At 38.0% G+C, this 22068-nt stretch carries 25 protein-coding genes and 1 pseudogene; 5 read left to right on the top strand and 21 right to left on the bottom strand.

The features are described 5' to 3' along the window. Nucleotides 1-72 precede the first annotated feature (72 nt). Together ADH81_RS05675 and ADH81_RS05670 are read right to left on the bottom strand one after the other, a co-directional pair. On the bottom strand, nucleotides 73-1845 hold the full coding sequence (locus tag ADH81_RS05675; protein WP_049527134.1) for an oleate hydratase: 1773 nt from the start codon (nucleotides 1843-1845) through the stop codon (nucleotides 73-75). Between the two features lie 142 nt (nucleotides 1846-1987). Beyond that, complete coding sequence (locus ADH81_RS05670) at nucleotides 1988-2479, bottom strand: TetR/AcrR family transcriptional regulator (protein WP_239682087.1); 492 nt, start codon at nucleotides 2477-2479, stop codon at nucleotides 1988-1990. Between the two features lie 644 nt (nucleotides 2480-3123). On the opposite strand from ADH81_RS05670, the gene ADH81_RS05665 reads away from it, so the two are divergent. Genes ADH81_RS05665 through ADH81_RS05655 form a run of 3 tightly spaced genes read left to right on the top strand, consistent with a single transcriptional unit; the run spans nucleotide 3124 to nucleotide 5452 of the window. Continuing rightward, nucleotides 3124-3921 (top strand): MerR family transcriptional regulator, encoded by a 798-nt coding sequence (locus tag ADH81_RS05665; RefSeq protein WP_049527127.1) that lies wholly within the window; start codon nucleotides 3124-3126, stop codon nucleotides 3919-3921. Nucleotides 3922-3923: 2 nt separating this feature from the next. Further along, complete coding sequence (locus tag ADH81_RS05660; RefSeq protein ID WP_049527124.1) at nucleotides 3924-4730, top strand: ABC transporter ATP-binding protein; 807 nt, start codon at nucleotides 3924-3926, stop codon at nucleotides 4728-4730. Between the two features lie 5 nt (nucleotides 4731-4735). Beyond that, on the top strand, nucleotides 4736-5452 hold the full coding sequence (locus ADH81_RS05655; protein ID WP_049527120.1) for an ABC transporter permease: 717 nt from the start codon (nucleotides 4736-4738) through the stop codon (nucleotides 5450-5452). A 205-nt stretch (nucleotides 5453-5657) separates the two neighbouring features. Here ADH81_RS05655 and ADH81_RS05650 read toward each other — a convergent pair whose 3' ends face one another. The 19 genes and pseudogenes from ADH81_RS05650 to ADH81_RS05565 all read right to left on the bottom strand — a co-directional run bounded on the left by ADH81_RS05650 (nucleotide 5658) and on the right by ADH81_RS05565 (nucleotide 20116). Then, nucleotides 5658-6512, bottom strand: a complete 855-nt coding sequence (locus ADH81_RS05650; RefSeq protein ID WP_049527119.1) for an ADP-ribosylglycohydrolase family protein — start codon at nucleotides 6510-6512, stop codon at nucleotides 5658-5660. A 36-nt stretch (nucleotides 6513-6548) separates the two neighbouring features. Continuing rightward, entirely contained in the window at nucleotides 6549-7178 is a 630-nt protein-coding gene (locus ADH81_RS05645; protein WP_049527117.1) for an ABC-2 transporter permease, read from the bottom strand. Further along, nucleotides 7178-8025: pseudogene (locus ADH81_RS11575) on the bottom strand (ABC transporter ATP-binding protein). The gene ADH81_RS05645 and the pseudogene ADH81_RS11575 overlap by 1 nt, the downstream one beginning before the upstream one ends. Next, entirely contained in the window at nucleotides 8018-8398 is a 381-nt protein-coding gene (locus tag ADH81_RS05635) for a GntR family transcriptional regulator (protein WP_045763000.1), read from the bottom strand. Before ADH81_RS05635 ends, ADH81_RS11575 begins: the two are co-directional and overlap by 8 nt. 199 nt (nucleotides 8399-8597) lie before the next feature. Next, nucleotides 8598-8744 carry an ADP-ribosylglycohydrolase gene (locus ADH81_RS10735; protein ID WP_080979282.1) on the bottom strand — a complete coding sequence of 49 codons (147 nt, stop codon included), beginning with the start codon at nucleotides 8742-8744 and terminating at the stop codon, nucleotides 8598-8600. Nucleotides 8745-8755: 11 nt separating this feature from the next. After that, nucleotides 8756-9562, bottom strand: a complete 807-nt coding sequence (locus ADH81_RS05630) for an alpha/beta hydrolase (RefSeq protein ID WP_049527115.1) — start codon at nucleotides 9560-9562, stop codon at nucleotides 8756-8758. 238 nt (nucleotides 9563-9800) lie between these two features. After that, nucleotides 9801-10292 carry a nucleotidyltransferase gene (locus ADH81_RS05625; RefSeq protein ID WP_049527113.1) on the bottom strand — a complete coding sequence of 164 codons (492 nt, stop codon included), beginning with the start codon at nucleotides 10290-10292 and terminating at the stop codon, nucleotides 9801-9803. Between the two features lie 2 nt (nucleotides 10293-10294). Further along, on the bottom strand, nucleotides 10295-10468 hold the full coding sequence (locus ADH81_RS05620) for a hypothetical protein (RefSeq protein WP_239682086.1): 174 nt from the start codon (nucleotides 10466-10468) through the stop codon (nucleotides 10295-10297). 238 nt (nucleotides 10469-10706) lie between these two features. After that, nucleotides 10707-12065, bottom strand: a complete 1359-nt coding sequence (rlmD, locus tag ADH81_RS05615) for a 23S rRNA (uracil(1939)-C(5))-methyltransferase RlmD (protein WP_049527110.1) — start codon at nucleotides 12063-12065, stop codon at nucleotides 10707-10709. Nucleotides 12066-12139: 74 nt separating this feature from the next. Further along, complete coding sequence (locus ADH81_RS05610) at nucleotides 12140-13114, bottom strand: DUF1002 domain-containing protein (protein WP_049527109.1); 975 nt, start codon at nucleotides 13112-13114, stop codon at nucleotides 12140-12142. Nucleotides 13115-13196: 82 nt separating this feature from the next. Next, a complete protein-coding gene (locus ADH81_RS05605; RefSeq protein WP_049527108.1) occupies nucleotides 13197-13799 on the bottom strand; it encodes a lysozyme family protein in 603 nt (200 codons plus the stop codon). Continuing rightward, nucleotides 13799-14773 (bottom strand): nucleoid-associated protein, encoded by a 975-nt coding sequence (locus ADH81_RS05600; RefSeq protein WP_049527107.1) that lies wholly within the window; start codon nucleotides 14771-14773, stop codon nucleotides 13799-13801. The genes ADH81_RS05605 and ADH81_RS05600 overlap by 1 nt, the downstream gene beginning before the upstream one ends. Before the next feature lie 7 nt (nucleotides 14774-14780). Further along, nucleotides 14781-16037, bottom strand: coding sequence for a serine hydroxymethyltransferase (glyA, locus tag ADH81_RS05595; protein WP_049527105.1), 1257 nt, complete (start codon nucleotides 16035-16037; stop codon nucleotides 14781-14783). A 66-nt stretch (nucleotides 16038-16103) separates the two neighbouring features. Then, entirely contained in the window at nucleotides 16104-16535 is a 432-nt protein-coding gene (locus ADH81_RS05590) for a GNAT family N-acetyltransferase (protein ID WP_049527103.1), read from the bottom strand. 1 nt (nucleotide 16536) lies between these two features. Further along, nucleotides 16537-17139 (bottom strand): L-threonylcarbamoyladenylate synthase, encoded by a 603-nt coding sequence (locus ADH81_RS05585; protein WP_049527102.1) that lies wholly within the window; start codon nucleotides 17137-17139, stop codon nucleotides 16537-16539. After that, entirely contained in the window at nucleotides 17123-17959 is an 837-nt protein-coding gene (gene prmC, locus ADH81_RS05580; protein WP_049527099.1) for a peptide chain release factor N(5)-glutamine methyltransferase, read from the bottom strand. Before prmC ends, ADH81_RS05585 begins: the two co-directional genes overlap by 17 nt. Then, complete coding sequence (gene prfA / locus ADH81_RS05575; protein WP_001028815.1) at nucleotides 17959-19038, bottom strand: peptide chain release factor 1; 1080 nt, start codon at nucleotides 19036-19038, stop codon at nucleotides 17959-17961. Before prfA ends, prmC begins: the two co-directional genes overlap by 1 nt. 9 nt (nucleotides 19039-19047) lie before the next feature. Next, nucleotides 19048-19527, bottom strand: a complete 480-nt coding sequence (locus ADH81_RS05570) for a GNAT family N-acetyltransferase (protein WP_049527097.1) — start codon at nucleotides 19525-19527, stop codon at nucleotides 19048-19050. Further along, on the bottom strand, nucleotides 19517-20116 hold the full coding sequence (locus tag ADH81_RS05565; protein ID WP_049527096.1) for a thymidine kinase: 600 nt from the start codon (nucleotides 20114-20116) through the stop codon (nucleotides 19517-19519). The genes ADH81_RS05570 and ADH81_RS05565 overlap by 11 nt, the downstream gene beginning before the upstream one ends. A gap of 123 nt (nucleotides 20117-20239) precedes the next feature. Here ADH81_RS05565 and ADH81_RS05560 point away from each other — a divergent pair, with 123 nt between their 5' ends. Both ADH81_RS05560 and mnmE read left to right on the top strand, forming a co-directional pair. After that, nucleotides 20240-20422 carry a 4-oxalocrotonate tautomerase gene (locus ADH81_RS05560; RefSeq protein WP_001117401.1) on the top strand — a complete coding sequence of 61 codons (183 nt, stop codon included), beginning with the start codon at nucleotides 20240-20242 and terminating at the stop codon, nucleotides 20420-20422. Nucleotides 20423-20544: 122 nt separating this feature from the next. Further along, nucleotides 20545-21918: a tRNA uridine-5-carboxymethylaminomethyl(34) synthesis GTPase MnmE gene (mnmE, locus tag ADH81_RS05555; protein WP_049527094.1), complete on the top strand. Its 1374-nt coding sequence runs from the start codon at nucleotides 20545-20547 to the stop codon at nucleotides 21916-21918. The last annotated feature ends 150 nt before the right edge of the window (nucleotides 21919-22068 follow it).

The raw sequence follows: 22068 nt of genomic DNA, 5'->3' as shown, positions 1-22068 counted from the left end.
ACGAGAAAAAACTCTACATTTGAGCCCTTTCTCGTATCCTGTTATCTCAATGATTATACCAATTTATATCAACTAAATTAAATCAGCATCTTTAAGTAGTTCCTCAATAAATGTTCCCTTGATTTTCTTCGCAGCACGTTTTTCAAATAGTTTCACTAAGAACGGAACTTTTACATCGGCTAATTTCTTGCCATCCATCAAGCGGCTTGTTGATTTTGTAAGAACGCGTAAATCGTAAGCTGAAGCGAACACTTCTGGTACACCACGATCGACATCAAGCAATGTATATACAGCTTCCATCGCTGTACGAACAGAATATTCTGTTGTAAACACTGTATCGCGAGGAGTTTCAGCGAAGTTACCAATGAAGGCAATATTCTTAGAGCCATTTGGAACGACGAGCGGACGGTCGCCATCTTTACGAGCCATGAAGTAGCTTGTGATATAAGGCATGTAGCAAGGAACCGTGTTGCATCCTTCGCTAGCAAATTCATGAATCAATTCTTCTGGAACACCCATGTGGTATAACCATTCTTCGGCAATTTCAATCCCTGTACATTCTTCGATTGGTTTTTCCACATAGTTACCTTTGATTCCTGAATATAATCCGTAAATCCATACGACTAATTCATCTTTACTTTGTGCTTTAAAGTGTGGTTGACGGTTTAATGTATAGCTCATCATCCAGTTTGAGTCGCGAACTGTTACGATTCCTCCTGTTACCACTTTCCCAGCATAAGGATCACGTTTTGAGATTTTTTGAATGTACTGCGCGATACGTTTGTCTTTTACAGTTGTTGTAGCTGAAACAAACCAGCTTTGGTCCGGCAAGTTTTCACAGAACACTTCTGGATGTCCGAAGCGTTCATCTTGTTTCGCTAAGTTTTTCCATAAGCTCCATGATCCACCTAATTCTTTTGAAATTGGAGCTGGAGTATTGTTATCCCCGTATGTTGTTGCAGCAGTAATACTACCGTTTGTCACGAATACTAAGTCGTTTTCTGTAAGATTGCGTTTTTCTAAAACGCCACCTACTTCTAACACAAGTTCTTTAGCAATCATGCCGCTTCCAACGTGTTCAACAATCACATTTTTAACAACTGTATCGTATTCGAATTGAACATTATGTTTTTTCAAGTAGTTCACGAGTGGTAAAACGAGTGATTCATATTGGTTGTATTTCGTAAATTTCAATGCAGATAAGTCAGGTAGACCATCGATATGGTGAATGAAACGTAAAATGTAACGGCGCATTTCAATCGCTGAATGCCATTTTTCAAAAGCAAACATGCTAGCCCAGTAAGTCCAGAAGTTTGATTCGAAGAATTCTTCACTGAATACATCGGTAATTTTTAGCCCTTGTAATTCAAATTCGGAGGTCATATATAATTTCACCATTTCTTCGCTTGACTTATCGCTTAAAGTGAATTGGCCATCATCCGGAATGCGTTGTCCTTTGTTTTCAATCACACGACATTTTGAGAAGTTAGGGTCTTCTTTGTTAAGCCAGTAGAACTCATCTAACACAGAGGCATCTTCGACTTCTAGTGAAGGGATTGATCTGAATAAGTCCCATAAACATTCGAAGTGGTCTTCCATTTCACGACCTCCACGAATAATGAATCCGCGTGTTGGGTTTAAGATTCCGTCTAAGCTTCCTCCTGCAAGTGGAAGTTCTTCTAAAATATGAATGTTTTCTCCTTTCATTTGGCCGTCTCTGACTAAGAAAGCAGCGGCTGATAAGGATGCAAGTCCTGAACCAACTAAGTAAGCTGATTTTTGATCAACGCCTTGTGGTTTTTTAGGGCGAGCAAATGCTTCGTAATTTCCATTTGAATAGTACATAATATAGCCTCCATAAATGATGTTTTATTTACTACGCTATTACTATAAATCTAATCAAAAAATAATACAATTTACAAATTAGGGTGTTTGTCAAAAGGTTAGACAAACACCCTAATTTGTAAAGTAATATTTTAATTTTGGTTTAAAAATTTGAAATAATGCTCCCCAACATAACTCTTTCAATCTTTTCAACTAATTCATCGGCAGTGCTAGGCATCTGTTTTTCAATCCAATCTAAACCAATACCGACCAGAGCATAAGTATAAAATGAAATTGAAAACTCTACTTGTTGTGCTTCTTCACCCGTAACCTGGATTTCCTGAAAAATGAGATTTGTCAAAAAACGTTCTACTTCTTGATTTAAGAATTTTTCTAAATATTCCTTTCCAAATGAGCGATAGGTATTCAGTACAAAACTCCGATTATCAGCAATATATTGAAAAATAGAAGCAAGAGCATCTTGCCAATTATCATAAGTTACATCTTTCCCCACCGAAATTTCAGTATCCTGAAGATAAATCCATTCTACCAAATCATAGATATCTCTGAAATTATTATAAAAAGTTTGGCGACTAACACCGCAAGATTGGGTTAAATCATTGATAGTGATTTTGCTTAGTGACTTTTCTTCCATCAATTCTTTCAAGGTTGAAGCTAGAACCTTTTTTATCACAGTTGTCATCTTTCATACCCTTTCACATCATTTTATAGCTAACATTATAACAAATTGTAAAATCTTATCAAACTTTATTCATCTGACGACATATAGTTTAAGAGAAATATACTGTTCATTCTAAATTGATAAATATTGGATTTAAAGCTATTAAAAAAATTTCATTATTATTTTGATAATGTCTAAGATGAATCACTTGTTATCACATCCATCTAGTATTGGAAATATTTTAAATGATAGAACGAACAAGAGGAGCTAGCTTGAAGTTATATCTGGCCAACTAGACCGAGATTTCTCATCAAATCAATTTGCTTGCCAACTTATGAACTTGTTTTCTGTTTTTACTTTCAATATTTCAACCATCAAGCTCTTCTTATATCTAATTCTATTATATCAAGTAAATTCAATTCTAGATAGTTTGAACAAAAATAATACAACTCTCTAACACTTTTAATATGATAGTCTCATATACTGATCTCCATTATGTTTCACAATTCATTTGCAGCTAATGGAATTAAATTTCTCTATCTTTTTTCTAATATTTCTTATAAAGCGCTTGCTCATGACCTTACGTCATGATGTATAATATATATTAGGAGGTGAGAATGATGGCAAAATTCAGAGCAATCCCAGAAGGGTTTATGACAGTTGGGGAAGTTGCCAATAAAATGGGAGTTACAGTCCGAACTCTACAATACTACGATAAAGAAGAATTGCTTTCCCCGTCTGCAGAAAGTGAGGGAGGACGTAGGCTTTATACCGATAAAGATCTAGTTATGCTTCATCAGATTATATCCTTGAAATCACTTGGTTTTTCTCTGAAGGACATAAAGGGGCGTTTGAACTTTTTGAAAACTCCAGCTGAAGTTGCAAATGCTCTTACAGAGCAAGCAGATGATATTCGCCAAAAAATAGAACAACTTCAGACTTCATTATCAGAAATAGAGCAGTTAAAAGTTGAAGTTTTACAAATACAGACGGTTGACTTTAAAAAGTATGCAGATATTATTGTCAATCTACAGATGAAGAATGACTCCTACTCTCTCATTAAGCGCTTTGATGATGATACGCTCGACCAGATACGCAGTCGATTTGATAAGAAAAGCGGAGTAGACTTTATGGACAGATTTAATCGCCTAAGTGATAAGATTGTGCGACTCCAAAAAGAAATGGTGCCCGCTGAAAGTGAACAGTGCCAACAAGTTGTACAAGAATACTGGAGCTTGATCATGGAGTTTACAAATGGAGATATGACTATGCTTCCGAAGTTGATGGAAGTCGGTAATATTGATACCGCTACTAACGCATGGGAAGAAAAGCAAAAAATCGTTAATGAATATTTAGAGCCCGCTTTGCAAATTTATTTTTCAAGACTTGGAACCAATCCCTTTGAGGAGGTGTAGGCATGAAATACGCAATAGAGGTTCGTGGATTAGAGAAAAAATACGGAAGTAAGATGGTCCTAAAAGGTCTTGATCTTCAAATCGAAAAAAGAGAAATTTTTGCTCTGCTCGGTGTGAACGGAGCTGGTAAAACAACAACGCTTGAATGTATTGAAGGTCTGAGAAAATATGATGGAGGCACTGTTATTGTAAACGGCAAAATGGGAATTCAACTGCAGTCATCTTCTTTGCCAGCTCATATCAAACCTATGGAGGCGATAAAGCTCTTTGCAAAATGGAATCAGACAAGCATTGATAATGCCATGCTGAAGGCTCTTGGAATAAAAGAAATTGAGAAATCACAATATCTGCAATTATCCACAGGACAAAAAAGAAGACTACATCTCGCCCTTGCTCTTATCGGAAATCCCGATATTATTTTCCTCGATGAACCGACAGCGGGACTTGATGTTGAAGCAAGACTAGCCCTCCACGAACAAATACGGAATCTCAAATCACAAGGGAAAACAATCGTTTTGGCAAGTCATGATATGGCTGAAGTTGAGGCCTTATGTGACCGCATTGCTATCTTGAACAGTGGAAAGATTGTCTTTTATGGCACTCCTTCAGAACTGACAGACAAGGTTGGAAGAAGATATTATATCCATTTGAAGACTCAAGAATCAGAGAAGTATTTTGAAACGACCAATATTGAGGATACCTTAATTTCATTATTGAATGAATGTAAGCAGAAAAAAATTCAGATATTGGATATTAAGGTTGATCGTGGCAGCTTGGAACAGCATTTCATAAAAATGGCAAGGAGGTAATCAGAATGAACTGTTATTTATATAGTCTAGTATTACAGTGGAAATTAGATATACGAAGCAAATCTCTCTTGGTTACTTTCTATATTGTACCGCTTATTTTCTTTCTCATCATGGGTAGTATTTTTACTTCTGTTATGCCTGAAATGGGAAGTACGCTCATACAATCTATGATAGTCATGAGTGTCTCAATGGGAGCCTTTCTTGGCTTGCCATCTTCATTGGTCGAAATTTATGGAAGCGACATTAAAAAGATTTATAATGCTAATGGTGTCCCTATTTATTTAGGATTGGTGAGCATACTTCTCTCTGCCTTTGTTCATCTGATGATGACCTGCATTGTAATCCTGCTACTGGCCCCTATTTTATTTGAAGCAAGTCTGCCGACACAACTTCCCTTATTCTTTCTTGCGCTGTCCATCTACATGATTGTGTCATTATGTATTGGTAGTTTACTAGGGCTTACTTTAAAAAACCAAGCAAAGCTGACCATGATAGCGCAACTTGTATTTTTACCTTCAATTATGCTTTCGGGGATTATGTTTCCTATTAGCTTACTACCCGATTTTCTCCAAATATTAGGGCGAGTTTTCCCAGCTTATTGGGGATACAGATTGATGCTAGAGAATGATTTTAGTCTTGAAAACCTGTGGTATCTAATTCTTGTATCTTGTATTGCAGTAATGACTTGTATCCTCCTCTTGAATAAACAAAAATCTGAGTAAATACCTGAATAGTGCAACATGAATCCATGGCAACATTAACTTTAAATAAAGAAAAAGCGACGAGATTGTTTCTTATCTCGTCGCTTTGCTATTTTTCAGTGGTCAAGCTCATGTCTTTTTCAAGTTTGTTTCAAACTTTTCTGCTCGTAAGACGATAACTCTTTACCTTATCTTTCATAGTTTGATATTGACTAGTTAGTATTCATTATGATATTGAAACTTCTTTATCCCACCGTCTGAGCACCTCTTTCAAAGGCTCATCTAGATAGCTATAGGCCTTATCCTGAATCCACTCAGGAATTCCATAAGCTGCCTCTGCGATACTTCCTGTGATTGCAGCGAGAGTATCACTATCCCCACCGAGGGAAATCGCATTTCGAATCGCATCTTCAAAATCTGTACTTTCTAGAAAGGCAATGATCGCCTGAGGGACCGTATTCTGGCAAGTTTCATTGAAACTATAATTAGGACGAATTTCATCTAGTGATTGAGAAAGGTTATACCCATACTCTTGCTCTATGTGTTCCTTGATGCGTCTCTTGCACTCTATAGGGTTATCATTGATTGGTTGTTCATAATCCCCACAGTAACCTCCAAAGTAAAATCGACACATAAATATAGCATCAGCGGTTGCCATAGCTCCCTTGATACCTTCTGGATGGTTATGAGTCACTTCTGCAGAAATTCTCGCAAGAGCTCTACTAGATGGCAAAGTGCATGTTCTTGCACAGAAACCACAATCCATGATCCAAGCACAGGGAGAAACGCGCATGGCAGAACCATTTCCAAAGCTATTATATGGTTCTCGATCGTCGCCATCAACCCAATTACTAAATCTCGCACCGTAACCTGCATCGGGATACATCCTACCATATTTCTTCATGGCGTCAATAAAGTTATCCTTCTGACCGCCATTCATAATGGCTTCTGCAACAGCACAGGTCATAACCGTATCATCAGTGAAAAAACAATCATCACGAAATAATGGAAAATCTTTCGTTTTAATATTGTCCCATTCGTAAACAGAACCAACAATATCTCCAACTATTGCTCCTAGCATATATACCTCCTTCTAAATTTTTAATTCTCATCTTCTCTAATATTCTTTTTTCTCCATAATAAAAATAGATATTTTTATAGCAATTCCTATGATAACAATACTGACAAAGACTATTCCAAGAAAAATCATTCCCCTCGAATTGTTTAAGAAAAACTCCCCAACATTAGTCATTAAATCTGATTTTGCTTTAAAAAAACTAGATAGAGCAAATACTGTAAAGTAGGTTATAACCATAATCAACCTACCTTTTTCAGCACCGTATTTAAGGATAAACGGAAGTTGAATAGCTGATATCAGAATACTAGCAACTAATGTAATTAGTGAGATAAATATGATATTATCTAGCGACATCTCACTTTTAATCACTAATTGAAGAAATAAACATACTGAACCGAATAATCCAAACACAAATGCAAAAAACAATTTACTTAATACAAAGCTACTCTTTTTAATAGGCATTGAAAATGCAAATTGTTCAAACTTCGATTTCGTATCATAGCCAAAAGCGATAGCAGTTAAAATTAACGGTATCATTGTACAAATAAGCGGTATCATATAAATTTCATTTTCATATACCCCATACACAACGAGTGCAATACAGAGAGTGATCGATAATAGTAGTGTTTTCTTTAAAGTAGCTATATCTTTTAATATCAATGCAGTCATTACCTTTTATCTCCTTTCACAAAATATATCATAATATCTTCGATAGACGGTTTTTGTAATCTGATTCCATCTGGAACAAGATTTCTTTTAACAAGTAACTCTTGTCCAAATGAGTGTATCCTTCTCCCAATTATGGCTTCCTCATCAAGGTTTTCAACTTCTTCATTAGATAAAGTACAGATACCATAGTTTTCTTTGAGTTCATCCTTTGGTTCAACAAAAAGAACTTTACCATCATTGATAAAAGCAATATAATCTGCCACCTTCTCTAAATCTGATAGGATATGTGACGATATTAAAATTGTATGATTTTCATCTTGCATAAAGTCAAGAAGAAAATCTAAAATTTCTTCCCTAACTATCGGATCCAAACCACTCGTAGCTTCATCCAATATAAGAATTTCTGCATTATGAGATAAAGCTATTGCCATCGATAATTTCATTCTCTTTCCACGAGAATAACTTTTAATAGCCTGTTTTTCAGATAAATTAAATTTCTTTTTTAGTTGATAAAAAAATCTCTATCCCACTTTGAATAAACCCTGGAACAAAATTTTTCCAAATCAACAAGTGTCATCTCTTCTGGTACTAGTAAATCATCAAACACTACTCCGATTTTATCTTTCAATTCAATACTGTTAGGATTAACATAACCTAAAATTTTAATTTCTCCTAAATCTTTCTTAAGTAATCCTAACAATAATTTTATAGTTGTACTTTTACCTGCTCCGTTTTGACCAATGTATCCGACGATAGTCCCTTTAGGAATAGACAAATCTATCGGTCCTAATGTAAAGCCATCAAACTTTTTAACCAAGTTTTTGATTTCAATAGCATAATCACTCATATTTCCCCTCCATGTAACTACTAAACATCTCTACCAACTCATTATCGGATATACCTGCAATTGCTGAAAGCTCAACAATATCTTGCAACTTTGATTCAATTTGTTTCAAATATTCTTCTCGAATAAGCTCTTTATTTTGAACTGCAACAAAATTACCTTTACCTTGGACTGAATTAATGAAACCATCAAGTTCCAGTTCATCAAAAGCTCTTTTAGCAGTTATCATACTCACTCGAAGTTCTTTTGCCAAAAATCTGATTGATGGCAATTGCTCGCCAACCTTTAATTCTCCAGAAATAATCTGAGCCTTTATTTGATTTTTTATCTGCAAATAAATCGGATCATCATTTGAATTATTAATTTGTATATTCACACTCCATATCCTCCTAATCATCCAACTGTTATCTCTGTTTTATCTGTTTATATTATACCATAACAGTTATACAAGTTCAAGATTTAATAATCTGTATGAACCATATTATCGTTTAAATTGATTACTTTTCGATTGTAATTTTTGGTATAACAAAAAGCCTTGAGAACAAGGCTTTTCTAAATCACTTTCGTTCACAGGTTTATACGTTTTTACCATCAACAGCTCCTGTCATAATCGTATCGTCTGTGAAAAAACAATCCTCCCAAAATAGTGGAAAGACCTTGGTTTTAATTTTGTCCCATTCATAAACAGAACCTACATTGTCTCCAACTATTGCTCCTGGCATCCGTTTCCTCCTTATGGCATGTCAGATTCATTACACATTTCCGATGAATCACTCTTTAAAAATAGCACCACCAAATCAACCCACTCTTGAGGAAGGTAAGCCGATAAATAGCCGTGGTTATAACCCTTAGCTTCATACAAAATTGTATTTGGATGTAGCTGCTGAAATAATTTCGCCGAAGCTTTCACACAGTTCAATTCTTTTTCACCGTAAATATACATAACCTGGGCCTTGCTAGCAGAAATCTTGTCCTTTAACTTGTAGTGCCCCATATATGTTTTGTAAATGGTCACCAATGTTTTGATAGGTATCCTTGGCATATCCTCCAAATAATAAGCTTTTATTTCCTCTGGATAAGCCAGTTGAGGATAGATTTTGTTCATCATGCTTAATTGAAGTTTGCAAGAAAATTTACTGAACATCAGTTTACCAAATAGAGATACTAGAAAGATACTGATTTTAGCTAAGCCTGGTTGAGGAATACAGAGGCTTCCATCAATGATGGCCTTCTCAGCTATCTCGCTGTCTAATGACAAAAGCTCCATGGCAATTTGACCACCAAGTGAAACGCCACCGATCGCAAACAATTTCCCACCACAATTTACTTTGATATAGTCTAGGATTTCCAAAGCAGAATCTTCAGTGGAAACATAATCAAGTTGATATTCTTCGCCGTGGCCATTCAAAGTGGCTAGAATAACACGGTAGTCTTTTGATAATATCCGTGCTTGACGAAGATAATTCCACCAAGAACTGCCACCGCCATGTATCAGTAAGATAGGAGGCAAATTCTTATCACCAAATTCATGGAATTTCATATATAAACTCCTTACTGTGAGTCTTTCAATAGATACGTCCTTGTTTAATCTGTTTAAAGAAGCAGTGATCTAAATACATCAATCGTTACTTTCGATAATAGTTAAACTGATCAAAAATTTAAAATATTTTTTCCTTACTAATTCTATTACTTGCTAATATTGTATAAATTAAATAACAAATAAAAATAATAATAAAAAAGCAACCAGTCTTACAACTTACTACTGTTCATATGATAATTTACAAATGTCTTTCCAGCCACTCGATCTTTTTAAAATCCTTATTGTTATTGTGATTATTTCGATAGGAGTCTTGAGAAGAAGCTTTGTAAATACTTAGATACTGCTCCATACTTGGAAGACGAAAAGTGATGCCTTCAATGTGAATAAGCTCTATATCCGATTCCGAAACTCCTGCAAAATCAGGTAAGGAATCGATACTTCCAAATTCAACACTCACTCTATCCTTTTGGAATTCATGCTCATGAATATCTATTAAGACGTAGCCTAAGTCTTTCATCGCTTTCATTATCTTGTCCCAGTCATAAATTCTGAGATGATCAGGTGCTTCCCAACCTCTAGGGTCACCAGGCACATGAATGTCAATGTCAGACGGCTCCCAATTTTCTTTCGTTCTAAACTCAAATCCCAAAGAGCCCATCAGTGTCGGTGTAATTCCGACTCGATTTAAATGGAAACAAATGGTTTTAAATTCTTCAAATAAGAGACTCATATTTACTCTAAACCTTTCATATAGATTTTCGTTATTTCTACTATATAACCTTGAACAAAATCACCTTCATTTTCTAGAGTATAGCCAGTTATTTTGGATACAAATTCTTTTCCGTCTTTTAAGGACCCAAATGCGACTAGATTTTTATAAGAAGGATTTTGATATAATTCCAACATATACATCTCTAGTCTTTCTGATTTTTTAGCGATTCTCCACATTTCACTAACAAACTTACACACTTGGCGGTTCGCTATTACCGTATCGTTTCGTCGTATACTCCTTACTCTGCGACAGCTATCCCATGGACGGAGCATCTACTTCTACTTCGCTACTATCTAGCTCGTACAAGTAGTGATACCGCCTCAACATGATGCGTCTGTGGGACTCAAAAGGTTTGGGTGAACCTTTTGAGGATTAACTCCGTTTCACTAACAAACTCACACACTCGACGTGGTGCGTCTGTGGGAAAAGATCCACCGGCTGGACTTTCTTCAATTCATAGCCCGACTCTTGGTAGAGTTTGATATCACGCGCCATAGTAGCCACATTACAAGAGATATAAGCGATGCGATCAGCTCCTGTTTGGGCGCTGGCTTTGATAAAGCTTTCGGTCAACCCCTTGCGTGGTGGGTCGACTAGGATAGCAGTTGGTTGGATGCCTTCCTTGAGCCAATTCTTCATGGCATTTTCAGCAGTGTCACAGACATAGTGGGCATTGGCGATGCCATTTAAGCTAGCATTCTTCTGGCTATTCTCTACTGCTTCTGAGATAACCTCTACGCCATAAACTTCCTTGACATGTTTAGCGACAGATAGTCCAATGGTCCCAATCCCTGAGTAGGCATCAATCACTACATCATCTGCTCTTAACTCCGCAAAGTCAATGGCTGTTTGATAAAGTTTCTCCGCCATTTCGGTATTGACCTGATAAAAGGCTGGACCAGAGATTTGGAAATCATTTCCCAACATTTGATCAGTAATGTAATCTTGACCATAAAGCGTACGCCATTCTTTCCCGAAAATCGCATTGGTATTCTGGTCATTGATGTTCTGCATGATAGATACAATTTCTGGAAATTGCTTGATTAGTTGTTCAATCACCTGTTCAACTCTGAAAACTTTAGGACGAGTTGTCACAAATATAACCATGATTTGTCCCGAATGGTGACCTCGACGCACAACAAGGTTACGAATCAAGCCTGACTGTTCCTTCTCATCATATGGCTTCAAGTCATAGCGGCGAAGCAAATCACGTAAGGCTACAATAACTTGGTCAATGACTGGATCCTGAATGTAAAAATCCTCCAATGGCATAAGGTCATGAGAATTCTTACGGAAAAAACCAGTTTCCAAAACACCGTTAACACGACGAACTGGTACCTGTGCCTTGTTACGATACTTGATAGGATTTTCCATACCAAAAGTATCAGCAACCTCTACATCTGAAATTCCAGCAATCTTATAAAGACTGTCTTTTACTTGTTTAGTTTTAAACTTAAGTTGCTCTGGATAAGCTAGATGACCTAGGTCGGCGATTCCAGAACGCAAGTAAGCCAAATCTAAGTCTTGGTTGCGATGTGGTGATTGCGTAAGGTATTCCTCGACTTTACCAAAGCCAATTTTCTTGTTGACTTTAAGGACACGCATGAGGATTTTCTCAGTCGGTAGAGCATTCTCTACAAAAAAGACCAAGCCATCTACCTTGGCAACACCTGCTCCTTCATGTGTCAAATCGACAATCTCTTCTTCTACAATATCATTTTTCTTTAACATATGTTTCACTTTCTATCAGCCAACAAAAAAAAACGGCAACTGTTCTGTCACCATCTATTATACCATGAATTAGCCTAAGCACCAAAACTCTTGAAAAAGTTTACAATTGCTTGCCAAATAGCACTGAGGATATTGCCACCGTCTTGAATAGCTTTATTAGCATCAAAGTTAAGGTCGATATTGCTGAAACTGTCACCAGCTTGTGCAACGATACTTTGTTTCAGATCCTTTAGAGTCTTTGTAAAGTCTTCGTTATTCAAAATATCGCTCTTAGAAAGATTAAAGGCAAAGTTGACGATGACATTGATCTGGTTTCCTGTTATAACCTGATCCAGCTTATAATTTTTCAACGTATCTTCAACAATCTTACGAACATCATCTTCAGTAAGCTCACCCTTGGACTCTTTAGCTTTAGCGATAGCAGATTTGATATCGGCAAGGGCTACATTGAGTTTATTGGCATCATAGCCTGATTTGTCCTTATTTTCATCGTTGATGTCTGACAAGGCTTTTAGTTCTTCCTGAGCTAGGTCTTTATTTTCTTGAGGAAGTTGAACACCATTAGCTTCTAGTGAATAGTAAATACCTGCTAGGGCACTTTCACCTGTTACAGGGATTGGTGCAGCAACGGTGATACGAGCATGTTCCACACCCAAGGTAACGGCCGCATTACGGTACATATCTTGGGTCACTTTAGTGATATTTTCAGGAGTTTCAATCTTCACTTCAAGTGGAGATTTTTCACCTAATTTTTGAATTTTTGCAGACGAATAGAGCTGGAGACTTGAGTCATTGGCGACGTTCATAATCTTTGAGTAGACATCTGGCGTCATAGTCTTCAGTTCTTTGGTATCTGTAGAGGCGTTATAGCCGAGTTTTTTTAATGTTTGATTTTTTTGATCTTCTGTTAGTGAAGAACCTAAGACATACTCAGGTTGAACATAAGTTTCATCAATTACTTTTTGAACATCAGTGGCTGCTTGAGCGCTTTGCAAAGTTGCAACTGCTAAAAGAACTGCAGCACTAGTCAGAAAGAATTTCTTTCTCATTGGACGCTCCTCCTTTTCCTATCTAGGATAGTCGATTAGCCTTAAAGAAAGCTTATAAAAGCACCTAGAATTTTCTAAGTGCTTAAAATAGATTAAAAAATTTAATAATGTAGAGATTTAGTTGAACCTGTCTAGAGTAATAATAGTTTCCACCATCCACATAGAGTTCTCCACCTTGAAAGATGGAAATTGGATTGATGTAGCGGTAGGTTTTTCCAGTTGTATTTCCTAATGTCGGCGCAACGGTATCTCTTGAGTATTTCTTGGCTAGGGCAAGGGTATTTTCTTTCCCGTTTTGGGCGATAAAATCAATATAAGCAGGCCCAAAGTTATAGGCCTGTACAGCAGTCCAAACATCTACACCCTTTTCTTGAGCTAAATAAAGATTCTCTGTCAAGGTTTGAATCCCCTGACGAATACTACTCCTATTGTCAGAAATCGTATTTGTAGTTCCGCTGGCAGACTCACTTGACTGCATCACATCGCTTTCTTTACCTTTGGTTTCGGTATAAATCATGGCCAGGACTAGTTCTTCATTTGCGGGTGTATCTTGCTCACTTAAAACCTCTCGTACCAAGGATTGATAGGTCATGACCTGCTTCACATCCCGATACATATGAAAAAGTTTATAGCCAGTAAATAAGATAAGAACAAGCACCAAGACCCTTCTTATAAATTTAAACATTATCTGCTTTGTATATCCTCGATGTTTTTGATTAAGATAGAGTAGGTACCATTGTCATTTTGGATAAATTCGACCGACTCAGCATCTTGATAAATATTATTGGGTACAATTAACTCAATACCATTTGATAGGGAAAGTTTTTGGTTTTCAAATTTCTTTAATTGGCGACTAGCATCAATTTCATCAAATTGAACTGGCTCTGGCACTGCTTCCTTGACTTGGTCAATAAAGCTAAGACGTGCAGTGAGATTGTTGTCAAAAAGATCATTTGCCAATTTTTCAGGAGACAATTCATTGCTTTCTTCAAGGTTGTTAAAAATAGCAGACTTGACCTTAGATTGAAATTGAAAATCATCTGTATTAAATGTTTCAGCAATTCTCTGAGCTGTTTTTTCCAGTTCCTTGATTGACTTCTTAGGTGAAATCTTAGGCTGAGCCTGTATCAGATTCTCAGAAAAATAGTTCAAAAAAGTCCCGTTATACTTGATTCGTTTCTCAATCAAGTGATATTTTCGGCTTTGAAGATTGACCACCAAGGCCTCGTCAGCCCCTGTAGCAAATCCAGGAAGATTGTTTTGAGTTAGCTTGATTGGATTATCAACCTCTCCACCGAGGTGGGTCAAGGTCTCACGTAGGGCAATACGTAGAAAAGCAAAATGCTCTACTCCTTCTTTAGAAAACTGCACAAAAATCAAGTCATTAGTTTTGAGATTTTCAGAAATGCCGAATTCTTCTTTCCAGAGGTTAGCCAGCGTCACCGATGTCTCCAACAAATCGTCTGTAATGTGATTGAAGAAGGGATTTTCTTCTTCGAAAATCCCAGTCTTGGCTTCATCTGAATACACACGTTCGATTTTCTTACGTAGGTATTCCTCGATTTTTGGAGTGATATTGAGAAATTTATCCGCTAGAAACAACTCTGTGTCATCAGGGCTGAACTGATGGATAATGGCTTTCTTAATATAAATGTCCATAATAGTATTAGTCCTCATACAATGGGAAGGCATCTGTCAAGGCTTTGACTTCGCTTCTCACTTCTTCTAAGACAGCTTCATTTTCTGCATTTTTAAGGGCTTTAATGATGAGCTCAGCCACTTTACGACTTTCTTTTTCACCAAAACCACGTGAAGTTGTTGCTGCTGCCCCGATACGAATACCACTTGTCTTAAATGGTGACAAAGTTTCGTAAGGGATTGAGTTTTTATTTAGGGTAATATTGACCTCATCTAGCAAGTTTTGAGCAACTTTTCCGTTTTCTACAACCTTAGTTACATCTACTAGGAAGAGGTGATTTTCAGTACCACCAGAGATAATACGGAAATCAGGGTCTTGCAAGAAGACTTCTGCCATAGCCTTGCTGTTCTTAATAACATTTGCTGCATATTCCTTGAAGGCTGGGTCCAATACCTCTTTGAAGGCAACAGCCTTAGCAGCAACAACGTGCTCTAATGGCCCACCTTGGATACCTGGGAAAATAGCAGAATTAATTTTCTTAGCAAGATCTTCGTCATTAGTCAAAATCAAACCACCACGTGGTCCACGAAGGGTTTTGTGAGTCGTTGTTGTTGTAATATGTGCATAAGGGACTGGACTTGGATGAAGACCTGCAGCAACCAAACCAGCAATGTGAGCCATATCTACCATGAGTTTAGCACCAACAGCATCTGCAATTTCACGGAATTTTGAAAAATCAATAATTTGAGAATAAGCTGAAGCTCCTGCTACGATTAATTTGGGTTTCACTTCTTGTGCTTGTTTCAAGATAGCATCAAAGTCCAAGAGTTCGGTCTCAGGATCAACGCTATAAGAAACAAAGTTGTAGGTTTGACCAGAGAAGCTTACAGGAGCTCCGTGGGTCAAGTGACCACCTGCTGCCAAATCCATTCCCATGACCGTATCACCTGGCTCAATCAAAGCCATGTAAGCTGCACAGTTGGCTTGACTTCCTGAGTGAGGTTGGACATTGGCAAACTTGGCACCAAAGATTTCTTTTGCACGTTCAATAGCTAGACTTTCAACAACATCTACTACATCAGTCCCACCGTAATAGCGACGTCCTGGGTAACCTTCGGCGTATTTATTGGTCAAGATAGACCCTTGAGCCGCCATAACTGCTTTAGAAACGACATTTTCAGACGCGATTAACTCAATATTGTTTTGTTGGCGCTCCTCTTCTTTGACAATGGCATTCCAAAGATCTGCATCATAAGTTTTAAAATCATCTTTGTCAAAAATCATAGGTCTTCTCCTTTATAGTGTGACAGGTCTTTAGTTTGTTTTTACAACAAGAATATAAAATCCAAACTAAAAAATGCGAATAAACCGTTTCTGCACTTTATCGCAAGTATAACCAACTTTTTCGTAAAATGCATGGGCACCCAGACGATGGTCTGCAGAATTTAAGCGAATAAAGTTATAGCCTCGTTTTTTTGCTTCTTGTTCCAATCCTTGGAGCAAAGTTTTTCCGATACCCTGCCCCTGTGTTTGAGGCAAAACAGCTAAAGCTAGGATATTAAAACCTGGTTTTGAATAAAGGGATTCATAAACCTCGGCATGAACATAACCAAGTAAGTCATGGCTGGTCGAATCCTCGAAACCCAGTAGGTAGTGATGAGAGTCTTGAGATAACTTAGCTAGTTGACTAGCCGTTTCCTCTAAACTAAACGAATAACCTAAAGCTTCTTTGTTAATCTCACAAATAGCTGCAACATCTGTTGTTTTCAAATCACGTAGCATATTATACCTCCTCAAAAGGAATTGTTGGTATCTTGGCAAGGATATCTTCTCGAGTAATCGCTCCTTGACGTAGAATCTTCACCTTATCGCCAGATAGGTCTAAAATAGTCGAATCCTGACCTGTTAAAAAAGCATCGTCTTCGAGTCCCAAGACCTCTTGGTCAAAATCATGAAGAATCTTGTGAAAATTTACTCCACTTGATTGACCTGAGATATTGGCAGAAGGTCCGATTAAGGGGCCAAATTCACGAATCAACTCCAGAGTTACAGGATGACTCGGCATGCGAAATCCAACAGTCGTCAAATCTGAATTGACCCAGTAGGGAACCTTGTCATTAGCTTCTAAGATAATGGTCAAAGGGCCTGGTAAAAAACTTTCAACCAGTTTTTGGAGATAAGCTGGCTGATTCTTAGAAAAGTTCAAGATATCGTCTAAACTTGCGACATTGAGATTAAGTGCTTTGTCTCTTGGACGACGTTTAAGTTGATAGACATGATCAACTGCTTTTTCGTCTAGCGCCTTGGCAAAAAGACCATAAACTGTTTCTGTCGGCAGAACAACAGCTCCACCCTTTGCAAATTCTTGCTTAATTTTCTCCATCATCAATGACAACCATCCTATCTTGGCCAAATTGGTCTTTGAGCGTTCGAACTCTCTTCTCGGGAAAATTCTCCTTGAAAAGAACTGGAACGCTTTGTCCTTGTTTGTAGCCAATTTCAAGATAAATCTTACCACCATCATTTAGAAAGTCCTTTGATTCTTCTGCGATTCTGCGATAGATCGCTAGACCTTCCTCGTCTGCAAAAAGGGCTAAATGTGGCTCTGAATGGAGAACATTCAAATCTACTTCTGCCTCATCTACTAGAGATATGTAAGGTGGATTGGATACAATTATATCATATTTTGAAGAAATTTCGGAAAAACAGTCAGATTTAATAAAGGATAATGTTAGACCTTGATTATTAGCGTTTTCCATCGCCAAATCCAAAGCATCTTGAGAAATATCGGCAGCTGTGATTGTCCAATCAGGTCTATTTTTAGCTAAGGCAAGAGCGATAGCACCACTCCCTGTTCCAATATCCAGAACTTTAAGATTTTCCTTTGGATTCTCAGCCAGGGTGAGCTCCACTAGTTCTTCTGTCTCTGGACGGGGAATCAAGACCCGCTTATCTACTTTTAACTGCATCCCGAAGAATTCAGCGTGGCCGATTATGTATTGAGCAGGCATGTGATTTGCTAGTTTCCTGTAAATGTCCTCTACAAACTGTCTTTCTTCCTCTGAAATTTCTTGCTGAAGAGCAAAGACAAAGTCTGTAAAGGAGAAATTTTTAAGGCCACGATAGACAAAGGAGAGGCTTTCAGCTTCCTCTCCTTGTGCTATCAACTTTTCCTCAAAATCTTTAAAAATTTGAGCTAATTTCATTATTTGTTTAATTCTTCTAATTTTTGAGTTTGGTCGTAAAGAACCAAGGCATCCACAACTTCATCGAGTTTACCAGACAAAATCGTATCTAGTTTTTGAAGAGTCAAGCCAATACGGTGGTCGGTAACACGGTTTTGTGGGAAGTTATAAGTACGGATACGTTCTGAACGGTCACCAGTACCGATAGTAGACTTACGCTCTGCGTCCTGCTCATCTTGGGCAATCTGAGCAAAGTGGTCAGCAACACGCGCACGAATAATCTTCATAGCCTTCTCACGGTTTTTCTGCTGGGTACGTTCTTCCTGCATTTCAACCTTGATATTGGTTGGTAAGTGAACGATACGAACAGCAGTCGCAACCTTGTTGACGTTCTGTCCACCAGCACCAGAAGCGTGGTAGATATCCACACGAAGGTCTTTTGGATCAATATCGTATTCTACTTCTTCGACTTCAGGCATGACAAGAACAGTTGCAGTCGATGTATGAACACGACCCTGACTTTCTGTCACAGGGACACGTTGCACACGGTGGGCACCAGACTCATACTTGAGTTTAGAGTAAACTGACTGACCAGAAACCATGGCAACCACTTCTTTAAAACCACCAACACCGTTCATTGAAGCTTCCATAACTTCAAAACGCCAGCCCTGGGCTTCAGCATACTTTTGGTACATGGTTAGCAAATCACCAGCAAAAAGTGCTGCTTCATCACCACCTGCAGCTCCACGTATTTCAAGGATGATATTCTTGTCATCGTTTGGATCTTTAGGAAGGAGCAAGATCTTCAGTTTTTCCTCGTACTCTTCTTTTTCAGCCTTAGCATCTTTCAATTCTTGCTTAGCCATTTCTTCCAAGTCCGCATCTCCGCCTGATTCCTTAATCATCTCTTCGGCGTCGACAATGTTTTGAAGGACTTGTTTGTATTCGCGGTAGGCAGTTACAGTATCACGAGTAGAAGCTTCCTCTTTTGAAAGCTCCATGAAACGCTTGGTGTCTGAAACTACATCAGGGTCACTGAGCAATTCTCCCAACTCTTCATAACGGTCTTCTACAGCTTGTAGTTGATCATAGATGTTCATTTCTTCTCCTTATTTCTCAATTGTTAAATCGTATATGGCTACTACTTCGTTCTCAAATATTTCCCCAGTTTCTTTAAATCCATAACTGAGGTAACAAGATCTTGCATGTTCATTTTCTGGTTCATAAGACAACCAAAGTTTATTGGATAAACCCGCTGGCGCTGTCCGAACATAGTCTAGCACCTTATCCATAATTGGTTTAAAATATCCTTGATCTTGAAAATGCTTATCAATCATGAAACGAAATAGTAAATAATTTCCATTACTAATTCCGATTTTTTTATCATATGCTAACATCACAAAACCTATGATTGCATCATTATCGTAAACTGCCAATGGAGCTACAAAATCTCCATTTTTTGTGTAGACATATGCTTCAGCTAAACTAATTGCGTTGGTAGCAATAAATTGTTTTTGATATTCCTTAACATCCAAATTCAGAACATCAAAATAATTTTCCATTGTAACATCTCTTAGTTCAATTGTCATAGTCTTGTTCCTTTTTAGATGTTATCAGTGGTGCAAAATAATGTTTACGGCAAACCGAGATATAGGTTTCATTGCCACCTATCTGGATCTGCTCACCATCATAAACTGGCAGACCATTCTGCGTACGCAAGACCATGGTCGCTTTTTTCTTGCAATACTGGCAAATGGTCTTGATTTCGTCAATCTTATCTGCTAAGAGCAAAAGATATTTTGAACCTTCGAATAGTTCGTTGCGAAAATCATTTTTTAAACCAAATGCCATGACAGGTATGTCTAACTCATCCACAACACGAGCTAGGTCGTAAACATGGTGACGCTTTAAAAATTGGGCTTCATCGACAAGTACACAGTAAGGCATTTCAGGTAAATCACGGATAAATCCAAAGATATCTGTGGTTTCGTCAATAGCAATTGCTGGTCTTTTCATTCCAATGCGACTTGAAACATAGCCAACACCGTCACGCGTATCCAGAGCCGAAGTCATAATCACAACTCCCTTTCCTTGCTCCTCATAGTTATAGGCTACTTTGAGAATCTCAATCGTTTTTCCTGAGTTCATGGTCCCATAACGATAATATAACTGTGCCATGCTTCTATTTCACGTCCATTTCTAAATTTTTGCTACATTCTAGTATACCATATTTTCTCAAAGCTTTAAACGACAAATTGTGGTAAAATAGAAGAAATCAAATAACTAGTGGAGGACGCAATTATGCCATTTGTACGCATCGATTTATTTGAAGGACGCACGCTAGAGCAAAAGAAAGCCCTAGCCAAGGAAGTTACGGAAGCTGTTGTTCGCAACACTGGTGCACCTCAATCTGCTGTTCATGTCATTATCAACGATATGCCTGAAGGAACCTATTTCCCACAAGGCGAAATGCGCACTAAGTAAAGCTTAAGCAATCTGCTTAGGCTTTTCTTTATAAGTAACATTCATTGAAGAAAATACTAAAATTTGTTACAATTTGAAGAGATATTAGTCTATACAAACAAATAAACTATAAAGGAATTGAAATGATTACACGGGAATTTGATACCATTGCAGCAATCTCCACTCCACTAGGTGAAGGTGCTATTGGGATAGTCCGCCTAAGCGGAACGGATAGTTTTGCCATTGCGCAGAAAATCTTTAAAGGCAAGGACTTGAGCAAGGTTGCTAGCCACACTCTTAACTACGGCCACATTGTTGATCCTCAAACTGGTAAGGTCATGGACGAGGTTATGATTGGGGCTATGAAATCTCCAAAGACATTCACTCGTGAAGATATTATCGAGATTAACACTCACGGTGGAATCGCCGTAACCAATGAAATTCTCCAACTGGCTATCCGTGAAGGAGCTCGCATGGCAGAGCCTGGTGAATTTACCAAACGTGCCTTCCTAAATGGACGTGTGGACTTGACTCAGGCTGAAGCTGTTATGGATATCATCCGCGCCAAGACTGACAAGGCTATGAATATAGCGGTCAAACAATTAGATGGTTCCCTTTCTGACCTTATCAACAATACTCGTCAGGAAATCCTCAATACACTAGCACAAGTAGAGGTTAATATCGACTATCCTGAATACGACGATGTTGAAGAAGCCACTACTGCTGTTGTCCGTGAAAAGACCTTGGAGTTTGAACAACTCTTAACCAATCTCTTAAAAACGGCACGTCGTGGGAAAATCCTCCGCGAAGGGATTTCAACGGCTATCATTGGTCGTCCCAACGTTGGGAAGTCTAGCCTTCTTAATAACCTCCTGCGCGAAGATAAAGCCATTGTAACGGATATTGCAGGTACAACCCGTGACGTCATTGAAGAATACGTCAATATCAACGGTGTTCCACTTAAGTTGATTGATACTGCGGGTATCCGTGAAACAGATGACATCGTCGAACAAATCGGTGTCGAGCGCTCCAAAAAAGCTCTCAAGGAAGCTGATTTGGTTTTACTTGTCTTAAACGCCAGCGAACCTCTAACTGCCCAAGACCGACAACTTCTTGAAATCAGTCAAGATACTAATCGAATCATTCTTCTCAACAAAACTGACCTCCCAGAAGCGATTGAAACTGCTGAGCTTCCAGATGATGTCATCCGTATTTCGGTTCTCAAAAATCAAAACATTGATAAAATTGAAGAACGGATTAACAACCTCTTCTTTGAAAATGCTGGCTTGGTCGAACAAGATGCTACCTATCTATCCAACGCCCGTCATATTTCCTTGATTGAGAAGGCAGTTGAAAGCTTACAAGCTGTGAACGAAGGCTTGGAACTCGGTATGCCAGTTGACCTGCTTCAGGTTGATTTGACCCGTACCTGGGAAATTCTTGGAGAAATTACCGGAGACGCTGCCCCAGATGAACTCATCACCCAGTTATTTAGCCAGTTTTGTTTAGGTAAATAAGAAAAAACTAGGTCAAAAAAATACTAGTCACCTAAAAAGAGGTTGGGACAAAAAGATCCCGACCTCACTTTTTATTATCAATCATAATTTGACGCGGTAGCTGATTGAACTTTTTGTTCGTCTTTTAGACTCCAAAAAGCTCCTAATCAT

The organism is Streptococcus pseudopneumoniae (genome assembly GCF_001072925.1).
Lineage (GTDB): Bacteria > Bacillota > Bacilli > Lactobacillales > Streptococcaceae > Streptococcus > Streptococcus pseudopneumoniae_Q.
The sequence above is the reverse complement of the archived record's forward strand: the minus strand, read 5'-3'. Positions and strand labels throughout refer to the sequence as shown.